At 65.9% G+C, this 13,405-nt stretch carries 18 protein-coding genes; 8 read left to right on the top strand and 10 right to left on the bottom strand.

Going from position 1 to position 13,405, the window contains the following annotated elements:
• Window positions 1-79: 79 nt before the first annotated feature.
• The gene (locus tag ACYQ4T_RS23485) at window positions 80-937 is read right to left on the bottom strand and encodes a substrate-binding periplasmic protein (RefSeq protein WP_459859029.1); all 858 of its coding nucleotides are present in this window, start codon (window positions 935-937) and stop codon (window positions 80-82) included.
• A 109-nt stretch (window positions 938-1,046) separates the two neighbouring features.
• Here ACYQ4T_RS23485 and ACYQ4T_RS23490 point away from each other — a divergent pair, with 109 nt between their 5' ends.
• Both ACYQ4T_RS23490 and ACYQ4T_RS23495 read left to right on the top strand, forming a co-directional pair.
• Window positions 1,047-1,589, top strand: coding sequence for a hypothetical protein (locus tag ACYQ4T_RS23490; protein WP_459859030.1), 543 nt, complete (start codon window positions 1,047-1,049; stop codon window positions 1,587-1,589).
• A 3-nt stretch (window positions 1,590-1,592) separates the two neighbouring features.
• Entirely contained in the window at window positions 1,593-1,799 is a 207-nt protein-coding gene (locus tag ACYQ4T_RS23495; protein ID WP_459859031.1) for a hypothetical protein, read from the top strand.
• A gap of 6 nt (window positions 1,800-1,805) precedes the next feature.
• On the opposite strand, the gene ACYQ4T_RS23500 is transcribed toward ACYQ4T_RS23495, so the two are convergent.
• Window positions 1,806-3,092 carry a flavin-containing monooxygenase gene (locus ACYQ4T_RS23500; RefSeq protein WP_459859032.1) on the bottom strand — a complete coding sequence of 429 codons (1,287 nt, stop codon included), beginning with the start codon at window positions 3,090-3,092 and terminating at the stop codon, window positions 1,806-1,808.
• A gap of 265 nt (window positions 3,093-3,357) precedes the next feature.
• Between ACYQ4T_RS23500 and ACYQ4T_RS23505 the strand changes: the two genes are divergently transcribed.
• The gene (locus ACYQ4T_RS23505; protein ID WP_459859033.1) at window positions 3,358-3,753 is read left to right on the top strand and encodes a hypothetical protein; all 396 of its coding nucleotides are present in this window, start codon (window positions 3,358-3,360) and stop codon (window positions 3,751-3,753) included.
• Between the two features lie 143 nt (window positions 3,754-3,896).
• Here the strand turns inward: ACYQ4T_RS23505 and ACYQ4T_RS23510 are convergent, their stop codons facing one another.
• Window positions 3,897-4,211: a hypothetical protein gene (locus ACYQ4T_RS23510; protein ID WP_459859034.1), complete on the bottom strand. Its 315-nt coding sequence runs from the start codon at window positions 4,209-4,211 to the stop codon at window positions 3,897-3,899.
• Window positions 4,212-4,489: 278 nt separating this feature from the next.
• Between ACYQ4T_RS23510 and ACYQ4T_RS23515 the strand changes: the two genes are divergently transcribed.
• The 3 genes from ACYQ4T_RS23515 (at window position 4,490) to ACYQ4T_RS23525 (ending at window position 6,968) form a co-directional block, all read left to right on the top strand.
• Complete coding sequence (locus ACYQ4T_RS23515; RefSeq protein ID WP_459859035.1) at window positions 4,490-4,897, top strand: GFA family protein; 408 nt, start codon at window positions 4,490-4,492, stop codon at window positions 4,895-4,897.
• Between the two features lie 94 nt (window positions 4,898-4,991).
• A complete protein-coding gene (locus ACYQ4T_RS23520; RefSeq protein WP_459859036.1) occupies window positions 4,992-5,171 on the top strand; it encodes a DUF3606 domain-containing protein in 180 nt (59 codons plus the stop codon).
• 267 nt (window positions 5,172-5,438) lie between these two features.
• Window positions 5,439-6,968 carry an HD domain-containing phosphohydrolase gene (locus tag ACYQ4T_RS23525; RefSeq protein WP_459859037.1) on the top strand — a complete coding sequence of 510 codons (1,530 nt, stop codon included), beginning with the start codon at window positions 5,439-5,441 and terminating at the stop codon, window positions 6,966-6,968.
• 14 nt (window positions 6,969-6,982) lie between these two features.
• Here ACYQ4T_RS23525 and rsgA read toward each other — a convergent pair whose 3' ends face one another.
• Together rsgA and ACYQ4T_RS23535 are read right to left on the bottom strand one after the other, a co-directional pair.
• Window positions 6,983-8,065: a ribosome small subunit-dependent GTPase A gene (gene rsgA, locus ACYQ4T_RS23530; RefSeq protein ID WP_459859038.1), complete on the bottom strand. Its 1,083-nt coding sequence runs from the start codon at window positions 8,063-8,065 to the stop codon at window positions 6,983-6,985.
• A gap of 86 nt (window positions 8,066-8,151) precedes the next feature.
• Window positions 8,152-8,310, bottom strand: coding sequence for a hypothetical protein (locus ACYQ4T_RS23535; RefSeq protein WP_459859039.1), 159 nt, complete (start codon window positions 8,308-8,310; stop codon window positions 8,152-8,154).
• A 157-nt stretch (window positions 8,311-8,467) separates the two neighbouring features.
• Here ACYQ4T_RS23535 and ACYQ4T_RS23540 point away from each other — a divergent pair, with 157 nt between their 5' ends.
• Window positions 8,468-8,647 carry a DUF3606 domain-containing protein gene (locus tag ACYQ4T_RS23540; protein ID WP_459859040.1) on the top strand — a complete coding sequence of 60 codons (180 nt, stop codon included), beginning with the start codon at window positions 8,468-8,470 and terminating at the stop codon, window positions 8,645-8,647.
• A 48-nt stretch (window positions 8,648-8,695) separates the two neighbouring features.
• Here ACYQ4T_RS23540 and ACYQ4T_RS23545 read toward each other — a convergent pair whose 3' ends face one another.
• Together ACYQ4T_RS23545 and ACYQ4T_RS23550 are read right to left on the bottom strand one after the other, a co-directional pair.
• Entirely contained in the window at window positions 8,696-9,643 is a 948-nt protein-coding gene (locus ACYQ4T_RS23545; protein ID WP_459859042.1) for a DNRLRE domain-containing protein, read from the bottom strand.
• 449 nt (window positions 9,644-10,092) lie between these two features.
• Window positions 10,093-10,779, bottom strand: a complete 687-nt coding sequence (locus tag ACYQ4T_RS23550) for a hypothetical protein (RefSeq protein ID WP_459859043.1) — start codon at window positions 10,777-10,779, stop codon at window positions 10,093-10,095.
• Window positions 10,780-10,986: 207 nt separating this feature from the next.
• Here ACYQ4T_RS23550 and ACYQ4T_RS23555 point away from each other — a divergent pair, with 207 nt between their 5' ends.
• Window positions 10,987-11,166, top strand: coding sequence for a DUF3606 domain-containing protein (locus tag ACYQ4T_RS23555; RefSeq protein ID WP_459859044.1), 180 nt, complete (start codon window positions 10,987-10,989; stop codon window positions 11,164-11,166).
• A gap of 21 nt (window positions 11,167-11,187) precedes the next feature.
• Here the strand turns inward: ACYQ4T_RS23555 and ACYQ4T_RS23560 are convergent, their stop codons facing one another.
• From ACYQ4T_RS23560 to ssb, 3 genes are all read right to left on the bottom strand, one after another.
• Window positions 11,188-11,667 carry a GNAT family N-acetyltransferase gene (locus ACYQ4T_RS23560; protein WP_459859045.1) on the bottom strand — a complete coding sequence of 160 codons (480 nt, stop codon included), beginning with the start codon at window positions 11,665-11,667 and terminating at the stop codon, window positions 11,188-11,190.
• A 77-nt stretch (window positions 11,668-11,744) separates the two neighbouring features.
• The gene (locus tag ACYQ4T_RS23565; RefSeq protein WP_459859046.1) at window positions 11,745-12,224 is read right to left on the bottom strand and encodes a hypothetical protein; all 480 of its coding nucleotides are present in this window, start codon (window positions 12,222-12,224) and stop codon (window positions 11,745-11,747) included.
• Window positions 12,225-12,756: 532 nt separating this feature from the next.
• A complete protein-coding gene (gene ssb / locus ACYQ4T_RS23570) occupies window positions 12,757-13,293 on the bottom strand; it encodes a single-stranded DNA-binding protein (protein WP_459859047.1) in 537 nt (178 codons plus the stop codon).
• Window positions 13,294-13,405 lie beyond the last annotated feature (112 nt).

Below are 13,405 nucleotides of genomic sequence, written 5' to 3' on the forward strand. Positions count from 1 at the left end.
GCGACGCAGCAAACTGTACAATCTCAGCGCGAACGGCAAGGGGTTTGGCCAAATGGTCAGAAGCGACCCGCGGCGGTTCCTATTGGCCCTGCCAATACTCGGGCGGGATCGCGCGAGTCTCCTCGGTCAGCAGCGGATTGGGGATGTCGAAACGGCGGCGCTGCTCGATATGGGTCTGCTCGAAGATCGCCTTGATGGCGGGATGATTCTTGAAATAGGCCATGAAGCTGCCGTCCTCATAAGCTTTCTTCAACCCGTTCTCGAGGTCTTCGGCCAGCGCGGCGTTCTGCTTATTGACGAAGAAGAAGCTGGTGAAGGGATAGACGATCAGGAGGTCGTTCTCCACCGCGAGGCCCGGATGCTTCATGACCTCGGTCGGCGCTTCATGGGCACCGCGCAGGAAGCAGTCGAAGCGGCCGCGGCCCAGCATCTCGAACAGGGAGTCGTAGGGCGCGGTCTCGAGCTTGAAGCCGGCGGCGTCCAGCACCTTCACATCCGCCCAGCCGGGATCCTGGCCGATCGTGAGCTTGCGCAGGTCGTCGAGGCTGCGCACCGCGCTGAACGCGGCCTGGCGGTTGGGATTGATGACACAGATGCGATAGCCGTCGAGCCCGCGCATGACGGGCACGCGCACCGCGCGGAAGCGCTGCTCGTAGTCGGCCGAGGTGCCGGTCCAGATGAAGTCGATATGGCCGAGCTCCAGCTCGCGGGCGGCGCGGGTCTGCGACATCTCCTCGGCGGTCGGCTTTAGCACGGTGTCGCGCCCGGATTCCTTCAGCGCCAGCTCGATCAGCCCCAGCGCATAGTTCCAGCGCGGGCTGTCGGGCCGTTTCGGATAGGTCAGCACCGCAGGATCGGCGACGGCGCCGGGCGACGGCACCAGCCAGGATCCCAGCAGGACGAAGAGGATCAGGAATGGGCTTCGGCGCAGTCTCATCGTCTCCCCCGCAGCGAGGAGTTTACTCCCATGGCCCGCTCCGATTCCAGCGGGAACCAAGCGGGCGGGAAATCGCTGATCCAGGAGGACGACTGGTGGAGCATCCGCTATGCAACGCAACCGGAGCGGACAACTGACGGTGATCGGCAGCCTCTCGGCCCTGCTGCTGCTCGGGGGCTGCAGCGCCGCCGCGGGGCTGTTCGGCAGCAAGGCGGCGGACAATGCGACCAGCCTTGCCAGCAACGCCGGAACCATCGCCGATGCCTATGACTGGATGACCGAGCCCGGCGACAGCTTCTGCCGCAAGCAAGCCGGGGGCGCCGGCGCCAGTACCGACGGCAGCGGCCTCATCCCCGTCTACAAGGTGCCCAAGGGCGATTGCGCCGAAGGCGACACCGAGCTCAAGGAATACGAGTACAACGAGTTCGTCGCCGAGAACGAGGCGAAGACCTGGGAGAAGCTGCACACCGCCGCGGTCGCCGAAGCCGCCAAGCCCACTTACTGCCGCACTGTCGTCAAGGGCATCGTCTACCGTTCGTCGTCGAAGACCTGCCAGGATGGCGAAGCGGTGATCAGCGAAGAGGAATACGACGCCGCCAAACGCGAAGCCGCCGCCGCGGCGAGCAAGCTGCCGAGCGCCGGGGGGAGCTGACCCATGCAGGACGATATCTTCGAAGGCTCGAACCATGTGTTGCATGGCCTGCTGACCCAGGTCGATTTCTGGAACAACCTCGAGGGCCATGACGCCCAGAAGCAGGACATGGTCACCGCCCTCACCCACGCCGCCGAGACCCTGCGCGCCGCCTTGCAGCGGGCCAAGGCGCGCGAGGGCGCGCAGCGCACGCAGGCGGCGAAGTTCTAAGCCAGCTCAGGCCTCCTTTGCCTGCACGGTCGCGGGCGGCTGGTAGCCTTCATAGGCGCGCTGGATGCCGATCTGGTCGGCGATGAAGCGCGCGTCGTGCCAGACGCCCCAGATGAAGCTCGATCCCCGGCGGGACAGCCAGGGCAGGCCGACGAAATAGAGGCCGGGCACTTCCGAGATGCCGCGGCTGTGCCTGGGCTTGCCGTCGGCGCCCAGCACGTCGAACTTCAGCCAGGAATAATCGAGCGCGAAGCCGGTCGCCCAGATGATCGTGGTGATGCCCTCCTGGCGCAGGTTGAGGGCGCGGATCGGCGTGGTGACGCAAGCGGGATCCGGCAGGATCACGCGGGCCGCGGGCTCCGGCGGCAGGTCCATGCCGGTGCGCGCGATATAGGCATCTGCCTCGTCCAGCACCGCGAGATAATCGGCGTCGCCTTTCGCGAGGTTGGCGGCGAGGTCCGGCGCGAAGGTGAGCACGCCATCTTGATAGGCCTGCGTGGTGCCGACCAGGGTCATGCCGCGCGATGCCAGGCGGCGGAAGTCGACGGTGTTGCCGCCATAGGCGCCCGAGACCGCGATGGTGACATGCTCGGCGCCGGCGGGCGGCGTGGTGATGTCCCACTTGCCGAGCACGCCCAGCCACCAACAGTAGTCGCGGCCGCGATAGGCACGCGGCGGGCGGCCATGCGGGCCGACCGAGATGAAGACGCGGCGGCCGGCGCGCAGCAGCTCGTCGGCGATCTGCGTGCCCGAACTCCCCGCCCCCACCACCAGCACGGCGCCTTCGGGAAGCTCCGCCGGATTGTGATAGCTGGTGGAATGGATCTGCTTCAAGCTTTCCGTCTCAGGAACGATCGGCGGGATGATCGGGATCTGGAACGGGCCGGTGGCGGAGACCACGCGGCGCGCCTGGATGACGCCTTTGGAAGTCTCGACGCGGAAGCCGGGCTTGCCTTGCAGCGCCGAGACCGAGGTCACTTCGACACCGGTGCGGATCGGCGCCGCGAACTTCTTGGCATAGGCGACGAAGTAATCCGCCACGCTCTCCTTGCCGGGGAAGCCTTCGGGATCGCCTTCATGCAGCAGGTTCGGGAAGCGGTCATGCCAGGCCGGGCCGTTGGCGACCAGGCTGTCCCAGCGCCAGGAGCGCCAGCGCTCGGCGATGCGGCCGCGCTCCAGCACCAGGTGCGGGACGCCGGCCTTGCCCAGATGCTCGCTCATCGCGACCCCGGCCTGGCCGGCGCCGATCACCAGGGTGTCGATGGTTTCGGCCTTTGGATTCTGTGGGCTCATGGCGGCGATCCTTTGCGTGCAGCGCGAATGCAGAAACCTTAGGGATATCGGCTGCATAGAAAAAATATGAATTTTCGAGGCGCTGGTTCGGGAGTTCCTATTCAGGGATCCCCGGGTCAAGCCCGGGATGACGATGGTGGGGCATTTAGCGGCACAGACTGGAACTTTTCGGCGCGGGCCGGCGTTTCGAACGCTCCGGTGGCTTGGGGTCCCACCGCAGCGGGGATCTCGCGCACCAGAACAAACGGGGCATCAGGGGAATGCCATGGCCAGACGCGCACGCAAGAAGACTCTGCCGCCACCAGAAGCGCCCGTCACTCAACCCGCGCCGCCCGAACCTGCGCCGCCCGACCCGCTGCGACGCGATGCGGATTACCTCACCGCCATCGCGCGCCGGCATGCGGCGATCGTGCTGGCCGGCCCGGTCGAGACGCGGGCGGCGCGGCTCGCGGCCTGCCGCCTGGTCTGGATCAACTATGCCGCGGCCTTCAACGCCAATGCTGCGACCCAAAAGCGTTTCGCCGACGACATGCAGGACATCACCCGCGCGCTGATGGAAGCGCAGGAGGATTCGGCAGACACGCTGCCGATGGCCGGCGGCGCGGTGCTCACCATCGACGAGCTCCGCCCGCTGCTGCGGCAGATCATCGGGCAGCCCTAGGCGCGGGAAGCCGATTTTGCATTGACGACCCGGCGCTGTTCTGGCGCCGAAAAGCAGATCAAGCCTTTGATAATTAACGACTTCGCCTGTTCGCGGGCGAAAGCGATCCCCCGTTCCGTACATGCTGGGTACATGCAGACCGGTCAGCGGCCGCGTTTCTTCTCCAGCGCTTTCAAGCTGGCCAGCAGCGGCAGTTGCAGCTCGTTCGGATCGCGCTTCTTGCCCGCCGATTTCCTCCCCGCGCGGGCGGCGGATTTCGCCGGCGTGCCGACCTCGCTCATGCTGGCGCCGAAGGCAGCGCCGGATTGCAGGACCTGGCGCACCGCCTTGATGAAGCGGTTGCGGATCCGGACATTGGTTTCGTCCCAGCCGGTGTCATGGCCGCCGGGCCCGAGCTTGTCGGCGACCAGCGCTTCCCAGAGCGCGCCCATGAAGGGGTCGGTCGATTTCTTCGGCATGGGCACTCCAGAGCGATTTCCGATGGCGGCGTGGTTTTGAGCGGGCGGCGATCGCGAACGCCGACTTCAACACAATCGATCTGGTCCGGTCTGTGTTTCCGGCGAAACGGGTGCAGATCTCGATTGCTCACGAAACTATTTATTGTGCCCGATCTGTTCTCGGCGGTCTACTCTGCGCGTCGTTGCTGAGGCATCTGGTGGGCCGGCGTGCTGAATTCAGCACAGGAATTGGCGCGAGATTGGCGGGTCAAGTCCGGCAATGACGGTGGGGTGAGACGATGACACGCGAAGCGAGATGCTGCTGCGGCGCCTGCGCGATCCGGGTGCAGGGCGAGCCGGCGATCAACGGGATCTGCCATTGCGCCGACTGCAAGCGCCGCACCGGTTCCGCCTTCGGCTGGTCGGTCTATTTCAAGAATTCGGACGTCACGGCGACGCTCGGCGCCTTCCGCACTTATTCGCCGTCAGGCAAGGCGCCGAACACCGGCGCGGCCGACTGGCAGGAGCGCGTGTTCTGCGGCAAATGCGGCACCACCCTCTCCTGGCGCTCGGCGGAATTCGAAGGGCTGACCGGCATCGCCGGCGGCTGCTTCACCGAACCGCTGCCGGAGCCGAAGCTGAGCGTCGAGAACGAGACCCGCTGCGCCTGGGTGACCTTGCCGGCGGGGTGGAAGACGGATTGGTGAGCGTGCCGACTGCGGCGCCTTGCCGGTTGCCGCCGACTCCGCCGCGGCCTTAAATTCGAATTCCCAGCGCGCGGAAATCCAGAGGGAGCCTTCCTTGGCGGACGACAAGTCCAAGCGTGGCAAGGCGGATCGCATCCGGGTCGCCGGTGGCGAGCGCTACGAGGTCGCCTACCTGGCGAAGAAGACCGGCAAGTCACCCACCGCGGTCAAGAAAGCGATCAAGGCCGCCGGCCCGATGCGCAAGAAGGTCGAGAAGAAGCTCAAAGGCAAGTAGCGGCGGGAGACGCGCAGCAGGCGAGCCGCCAGGACGTCCGGCGCGCCCGGCCGGCCCGTTCTGCGTGTGGGCGCGCGCAGATCGGCTCCCGCAGCCCAAGTCCGGGAACGCCTTCTTGCCTTGTCTTGGCGAAGCATCCGCGACAATCCGCCCGCGCCGCCGCGACCGGACTAGCGGGGCGATCCCGGACCGGCGGAGCCGCTGTTGAGGAATGCTTAACACTTATTTTAGTAGAATTTTTCCGACCCAACAGCACCACTCTCGACCGTGTACCGCAAGCCCGCACTCACCCTCGCCTCGTCCTGGGCCGCCTTCGGACTCGCCGTCGCGGGCTTGAACGCGGCGGCACCGGTATCGGCGGTGCCGGGGCTGTCCGGCGGCCTGGTCCAGACCGTGCTGCTGATCGGCGTCGGCGGGCTGGTGATCTATTTCGGCACACTGTGCCTCGGGCGCCGGCTGCAGGCGCGCTACGACCTGATGTTCGCCGATAACCCGAGCCCGCTGCTGGTCTACGACCGCGAGACCTTCGACATCCGCGCGGCGAACGACGCCGCGGTCGCGCTCTACGGCTACAGCCGCGACGAACTGCTGCACATGAAGGCGGACCAGCTTGTCCCGCCCGAGGACGTGCCGATGCTGCGCGCCTATGCCGCGTCGTTGAAGGGACCGCGGCGGGCGCAGCGGATCTGGCGGCAGCGACGCAAGGACGGCCGTCCGCTGATGGTCGAGATCGCCTCCAACGACGTGCTCTTCGCGCGCCGCCCGGGGCGGCTCTGCTGCATCCGCGACGTGACCGAGGTCGAGGGCTCGATGGCCCGGCTGCAGCAGTCCGAGGAACGCTATCGCACCCTGATCGAGCAGCCGATCGCCGGCGTCTTCATGCTGCGCGGCGATCGCATCGACTTCGTCAACAAGCGCGGCGCCGAGATCTTCGGCTACAGCCCCGAGGAGATGACCGGCCGGCCGGTGCACGACCTGATCGTCCCCGCCGACGTGACGCGGGTCGAGAACCACATCCAGCGCATGCTCTCCGGCGCGGTCAAGTCGGTGCGCGACGAGTTCGCGGTGCGCCGCAAGGACGGCATCGAGATCGTGATCGGCGCCCATGCCGCGGTGAGCGAGTTGCAGGGCGACCAGGTGATCCTCGGCATCATGCAGGACATCACCGAGGTCGCGCGCTCGCGCCACACCATCAACGAATATGCCGAGCGGCTGGAGCGCACGCTGGTCGGCACCTTGGACATGATCGGCCATGTGATCGAGCTCCGGGATCCCTACACCGCCGGCCATGAATCGCGGGTGGGCGAGCTCTCGGCGGCGATCGGCGCGGAGATGGGCCTCGACGAGGCGCGGCAGCGCGGCCTGCGGATCGCCGGTGCGGTGCACGACGTCGGCAAGATCAGCGTGCCGACGGAGATCCTGACCCGGCCGGGCCAGCTCTCCGCGACCGAGTACCAGCTCGTCATGCAGCATGCGCAATCCGGCTTCGACATCCTGAAGGCGGTGGACTTCCCCTGGCCGGTCGCCGAGGTGGCGCGCCAGCACCACGAGCGGCTGGACGGCAGCGGCTATCCCAACGGCTTGAAGGGTGACGCGATCATCCTCGAGGCCCGCATCGTCGCGGTCGCCGACGTGGTGGAATCCATGGCCGCCCACCGCCCCTACCGCCCCGGCCTCGGCATCGAGCGCGCGCTGGCCGAGATCGAGGACCATGCCGGCACGAAATACGACGCCGAAGCCGTCGCCGCCTGCCTCAGGCTGTTCCGGGTGCAGGGGTATCGCCTGCCGGCGGAATAGGGCGCAAGCCGCCGCTATCGGTCCTTCTTGGCCGACTTGACGAGGCGGCCGAAGGCCCGCTCCTTCTTCCGCTTCTCGGCGGGGGACAAGGCGCTGAACTTCGACTCCTGGGTCAGCTTCATGAAGTTCTCGTAATGCCCGCGGTCGAGCGTGCCGGCGCTGACGGCGGCGAGCACGGCGCAACCCGGCTCGCTCCGATGCGTGCAGTCGTTGAAGCGGCATCGGGGTGCCAGGTTGGTGATGTCGGCGAAGCCGGTCGCGAGCCCGCTCTCGGCGGCGAGAATGCCGAACTCGCGCATGCCTGGGTTGTCGATCACCATGGCGCCGTTCTCGAGCCGGATCAGCTCGCGGCGCACCGTGGTGTGCCGGCCTTCGCCGCTGTCGCTGACGCTCTTGGTCACCTGCTGCGCATGGCCGATCAGTGCATTGATGAGCGTGCTCTTGCCGACGCCGGAGGAGCCGACGAAGCAATAGGTCCGGCCCGGCTGCAACATGCGTTGCAATGCGTCGATCCCATCGCGCGTGATGTTGCTCAAGGTCAGCAGCGGGGCGGTAATGCCGGCGCCGCGGATCTCGGCGACCTGCGCCTCCAGCACCTCGGGTGAAACCAGATCGGTCTTGGTCAGCAGCAGCCAGGGCTCCGCCCCGCCCTCGCCCACCATGGTCAGATAGCGCTCCAGCCGCTTCAGGTTGAAGTCGTAATGGCAGGACTGCACGATGATGACGCAATCGACATTGGCGGCGATCATCTGCACCGCCACCCCGCCCGCCGCCTTGCGCCGCAGGCTGGTCTGCCGCGGCAGCACGGACTGCACAATGCCCACGCCGTCGGCGTCGGCGCTTGAGCGGCTCACGCAGACCCAGTCGCCGACACAAGGCCGCGCCTCCGGCGCTTCGGCGTTGTGCAGCAGGTTGCCGGAGAGCTGCGCCCGGAACACGCCGGTCTCGTTCAGCAGCACCAGCCAGCCGCGATCGACGGACGTCACCCGCGCCGCGCTGTCGGCCGGGCCGCAATGCAGGCGGGCCTGCTCGGCGAACCAGGCGTTCCAGCCGAGACTTTCGGGATCGGGGATCAGGTCAGGCAGGTTCGACTCCATGGGGACTCCCCGGGATGGGAATCGCCGCATGACGAGCCGCTGTTTCAGCCGCGGCGTCAAGACAGTTGGCGCGTTGGGCGGGAGAGCTATTCCGTTTTCTTCGGGAGCTGCGCCTTCACGGCATCGGGCCAGACCGCGGCCTTGGCGGCCTGCTCGGCAAATGCGTCGAAGATCGCGGCGTCCTTGACCGGATCGGCGGTAACCGGTTTCGGATCCGCCTCAAGCTCTTTCTTCTCTTCGGGCATCGGCGGAGAATGAGCGGATTTCCGCGTCAGGCTGTTCAAAAGGGCACAAGCCGGGCCGTTTCGGAGATTGCCGGCGCGGCTCAGGCTGCCGGTGCGACCGGTTGCCCCCGACTCCGATGCGGCCCTAGTGTTGTTCTCCCATCCAGCGGAGGATCCCATGGCGGACGACAAATCCAAGCGTGGCAAGGCGGATCGCATCCGGGTCGCCGGCGGCGAGCGCTACGAGGTGGCTTACGTGGCGAAGAAGACCGGCAAGTCGCCCGCCGCGGTCAAGAAGGCAATCAAGGCCGCCGGCCCGATGCGGAAGAAGGTCGAGAAGAAGCTGAAGGGCAAGTAGCGCCTTCACTCGTCCCGCCGTCGGCGTAGCCACCCTCGCCCGAACGGCTCACCAGGGAATGACGATTTCCTGCTCCACGACGACCGACACGATATCGTAGCAGGAATAGAAGGAGTTGTTGTTCTTCTGCTCGGATTCGTTCGGACCGACCAGCATCAAGCCGTGATTGGGAATCACGGCGTCGCGCCACAGCCTGACGCTCTCGGTGATATCGAGTCCGACGTAGTGCGTATGGGTGTCGTAATAGGAGAGCGCACCGGTACCGCCCCAGGTCGAGACGCCATGGATGATCTCGGTCGACATCAGAGTCGGATCGACGAACTCCGTCCAGGGGCCGGTCAGCCGCCACACCGAGTGCAAGGCCGAACCGTCATTCGTGGCATTGCCGTCGATCTGATTGGTGGTCTGCACGCGATGCAGGAGGAGCTCCGCCTTGACGATCTTTCTCTTGTCCAGCCCCGACACATCGATGTTGACCAGGCCGCGATAGAGAACATTGCCCCAGATCGATCCGACGGGGTAACCGCCGTCGTAGTAGTCGTAATAGCCGACCGCGATGCTGTCGCCGCAATCCGGCGTCTGACCGTGGGTATCCGCCGCATAGGGCCAAGTCGTGTTGTGCAACCGGCTGAGCCAGCGCCCCTCCCCGCTGTAGGGCAGATCGACCGCTTCGGTCGGATTACCCCAGCCATAGGTGCCGGGACCGGTTGCGCTGCCGCTGCAGAGATGCGTCGGCAAGGCCGAGAGGTTGTCCGCCTTGGTGTGATCGGGCACCGTGCGGACATACTCCCGCACCGTCACGGGATGCGTCGCGACCTCCGTGTAAGCCTTGTAGCCGGATGCCGCGACATAGAATTTGTCGCCGGCCTTCAGCTTGTTGATGATGGTTTTCAGATCGACATTGAAGACCTTGTCGCCGATCTCGATGCCGAGGCCGAGATTGGGCGCGCGATAGGGATTGTTGCGCAAGAGATGGACGATCCGGTATTCCTTCATAGGCGTTTCTCCCGTTGAACGAGATGCATCGAATGTCGATGCCCACCTGAAGGCGCCTTGCGGCGCCGCTCCCTCGCGCAACATAAGGAGCGCGTCCGCTCTGGCCTTTGACAAGAGTCAACCGATCGGCGCATCGGCCCGCGGCCGGCGGTCGCGGCGGCTACGGCGCGTCAACGATTGAGTGGCCGCAACCCGGCGGCGGCGCGCGCGGCTCGCCTCCTGCGGTGCGCGACGAATGCGTCACCATCGTGGAGGTTCAGCAGCAAACCCTTAAGGTATGCAACGCCCAGCTCAAATGGGGCGGGTTCTGCCCGGCGTCGAGAATCCGCGCTGAGCCCCGACGCCGTCAACCGGCTGCTGGTCGGCCCGGCCGGCATCCGCGCCATTGGGCAGCCAGGCTCATGCCGTCATCAAGCAGAGACCAAAAGCTCGTGCCGGCGCCTCGAACCCTAGGCGGCCGGCTGACCGCGCCGGCGGCGCCAGCCGAAGAAGCCGAGACCGCCCAAGGCGGAGGCGAAGAGCGGCAACGCCGCCGGGATCGGCGTGGCGGCGACCGGCGTCGCCGCCAGGTTGATCGAGAAGGTGACCTTGCCGAGATCGGTCACCTCGAAAGAACCGAACAGATTGGCGATCGAGCCGCTGAGCAATCCGGGCACCTGGCCCCAGTCGGTGAGCCCCGCCAGGCTGAACAGCGGTGCGTTGGGGGTCAGGGTCTCGTAGAACAGCGAGAGTTTGGTGACCGGGCCCAAGGCGGTCAGCGACAGCGAGCTGCTGGTGCCGCCGAGCAGCTGCGAGATGATGTTGCCGGCGCCGGGATTGTCGAAGGTGTATTTCGACGCGCCATGGCTGACCTGGAACTGGGTCGGCATCGGGAACTGGCTGAAGGTGTTGCTGATCACCGCGGGCGATACGAAGGGCGAGAAGAAGTCGACGTTCTCCAGGCCCACCGTGCCGGCGACCGCATCGCCAGCCGTGACGCCGAGGATGTTGAACATGCCGGTGGCGGACGTCACCTGACCGGAATAGGCCAGCGTATAGGTGGAGGCGGCGCTCGGCGCCGGCGCCGCAAACAGCAGCGCGGCAAAGGCCAGCAGCGCGGCGCCGACGGCGCGCGGCTTACGCAAGATCGAGATCATGATTTCCCCGTTTGACGATTCGTCTGCCGATTTCGGGCCGGATGCTATCGGCGCGCCGCCGCGCGGCGCAAGCGCGACATCAAACTGACACGCAAGCCGACCACGCGGTTTGGCGCTGCGAAACCGGAAAGGAAGATCGACCTGTGCCCTTGCCGGTTGCTGCCGACTCCCCCGCGGCCTTAAGCTCAAGTTCCCATCGCGCAGAAGATGGCAGACGACAAGTCCAAGCGTGGCAAGGCGGATCGCATCCGGGTCGCCGGTGGCGAGCGCTACGAGGTCGCCTACGTGGCGAAGAAGACCGGCAAGTCACCCACCGCGGTCAAGAAAGCGATCAAGGCCGCCGGCCCGATGCGCAAGAAGGTCGAGAAGAAGCTCAAGGGCAAGTAGCGCGGCCAAGCCCGTGCGCGGTCACTCCGACAGCAGCGACTTGCTCATGTTGATCCCGGTGACCCGAAAGCCGGTGGCTTCATAGACGTGCCGGGCGCGGGCATTGTCCTCGGCCACGCGGAGCTTGATCTGCTCGAAGCCTTGGCGCTTCAGCTCGGCGGCCAGAAGCGCCATGGCCTGCTTCCCGAGGCCCTTGCCCCGGTGGGCCGGCAGGATCTCGAAATCGTTGATGAAGGCCGAGCGATTCACCGCGTCGGGCTTGAGCCATAGGTAGCCGATCACCGCTTCGGCATCGCCCGCCCGATCGACCAGGCAGAGCAGGCGATGGCCGGGGGTATGGATGCCGTCCGGCAGGTCCGCCGCCATCTCCCGCTTCACCCGCGCCAATGCCTCCTCGGCCGAAAGCCCATAGCTGGACGCGACCTCCGCGGCATAGTCGGGAATGAAATAGTCGAGATAGGCGGCGTATTCGCCGTCGCGCATCGGCCTCAACTCGATCACCGGTCGGTCCCTCAATCTTCTGTCGCCAGGCTCGAGACAGTGCACCGAACCGACCGGGCCGGTCGAGCGTTTGAAAATTACGCATCGTCGCCCTTGTAGAAGAACGGCACCAGGAAGGTCCAGACCAGCACCAGGAGCGCGCCCAGGACCGGACTCGAGAGGTCGGTCCAGACCCGGCCGAACAAATCGCCCAGCGTGTAGATCCAGCACAGGAATGAGATGGCCGCGATCGCGATGGCGCCCTTTTGCGCGGGCTTCGGGTTCGCGGGATCGGGATCGCGCGTCGCCCACCAGCGGACGAAGATCACGGCGAGGAAGCAGGCCGCCGTCCAGCCGATCCAATAGCTCGACTCCTGGCCGGCAGGATCGATCGGCTGCTTTGGGTCGTACTTCGCCTGGATGATGCTTTTCCCGGCGAGATAGAGCCCGATCACCTCGCTCGGAATCAACTTCACCAGGCGATCGAGGTATTGCTTGCCGATGTCCGGCGGCGTGCCGCCGCCGGCTGCTGCCGCGAAGATGTTGGACGAACTTCCAATCCGCAGAACTCTCGCCATGTGTTCCCCCTGACCAAGGCCCGAACGGGCCGGATTGCGCCGTCACCGTGCGCATGGCGCGGCTGATCGCAGGGATAACTAGGCTGCCGTGACATCGCCGTTATATCGATTTGGCGCAGCGGCCCGGTGCCGAATGCATCACTTGAGCCACGGTTTCGCATATCCCCCAGACAATCGGGGCGCGACCCGGTAAGCGGGCGATCTCCGTCCATCGCCTGCTTCGGCCGCTCTACTCTGGGAATTGCGGTGATTCAGTAGACTGGCACCGTGATTCCCCTGCCGACGCAACCTTCACCGTGCGAGTTCAGGATTGTGTCCCCGGAACTACAATCTCGGCACTCCGTCGGCAGTTGCCAAACGGTGGTCGCGAGTGAATGCGCATGGCAGAGCTTTCGCGGCCGACTAGAACACCTTTATCGGCGTGGTACCGATATCAGTTTGGTTTAGGCGAATTGCGCTCACCGCTCCCGTCTAAAGTGGCCCGCCTAGCCTATGGGATACTACCGGTCTCGTCACAATTGCGGTAACGCCCTTAGAACGGAATATCGTCGTCCAGATCTCCGCCGCCGCCACGGCTGCCGCCGGAGCCACCACCGCCTCCGCCACCCGAGCCATAGCCACCGCCCGAGCCGCCGCCGTAACCACCGCCACCGCTGCCGCCGCCATAGCCGCCGCCGGCTCCGGCATCGGCCATTTCATCGCCGCCACCGCCACCGCCGCGGCCGTCGAGCATGGTGAGTTCGCCGCGGTAGCGCTGCAGCACGATCTCGGTGGTGTATTTTTCCTGGCCGCTCTGGTCGGTCCATTTGCGGGTCTGCAGCGCGCCCTCGAGATAGACCTTGGCGCCCTTCTTCAGGTAGCGCTCGATCACGTCCACCAGGCGGTCGTTGAACACCACGACACGGTGCCACTCGGTCTTTTCCTTGCGCTCGCCGGAATTCTTGTCGCGCCAGTTCTCCGAGGTCGCGACCGAGAGATTCGCCACCTTGGTGCCGTCCTGGGTGGTGCGGATCTCCGGATCGCGGCCGAGATTGCCGATCAGAATCACCTTGTTCACGCTGCCTGCCATGATGTCCCCGCGTCTTTCCGATTTGTCTGTGTCTGTTGTGGTTGGTGGTGGATCGAGTCTGCTGCGGTCTTTGAGCATATTCGGCGAGAGTTTTCGACCCCTCACCCTGGCC

Source organism: Dongia sp. agr-C8 (genome assembly GCF_054658695.1).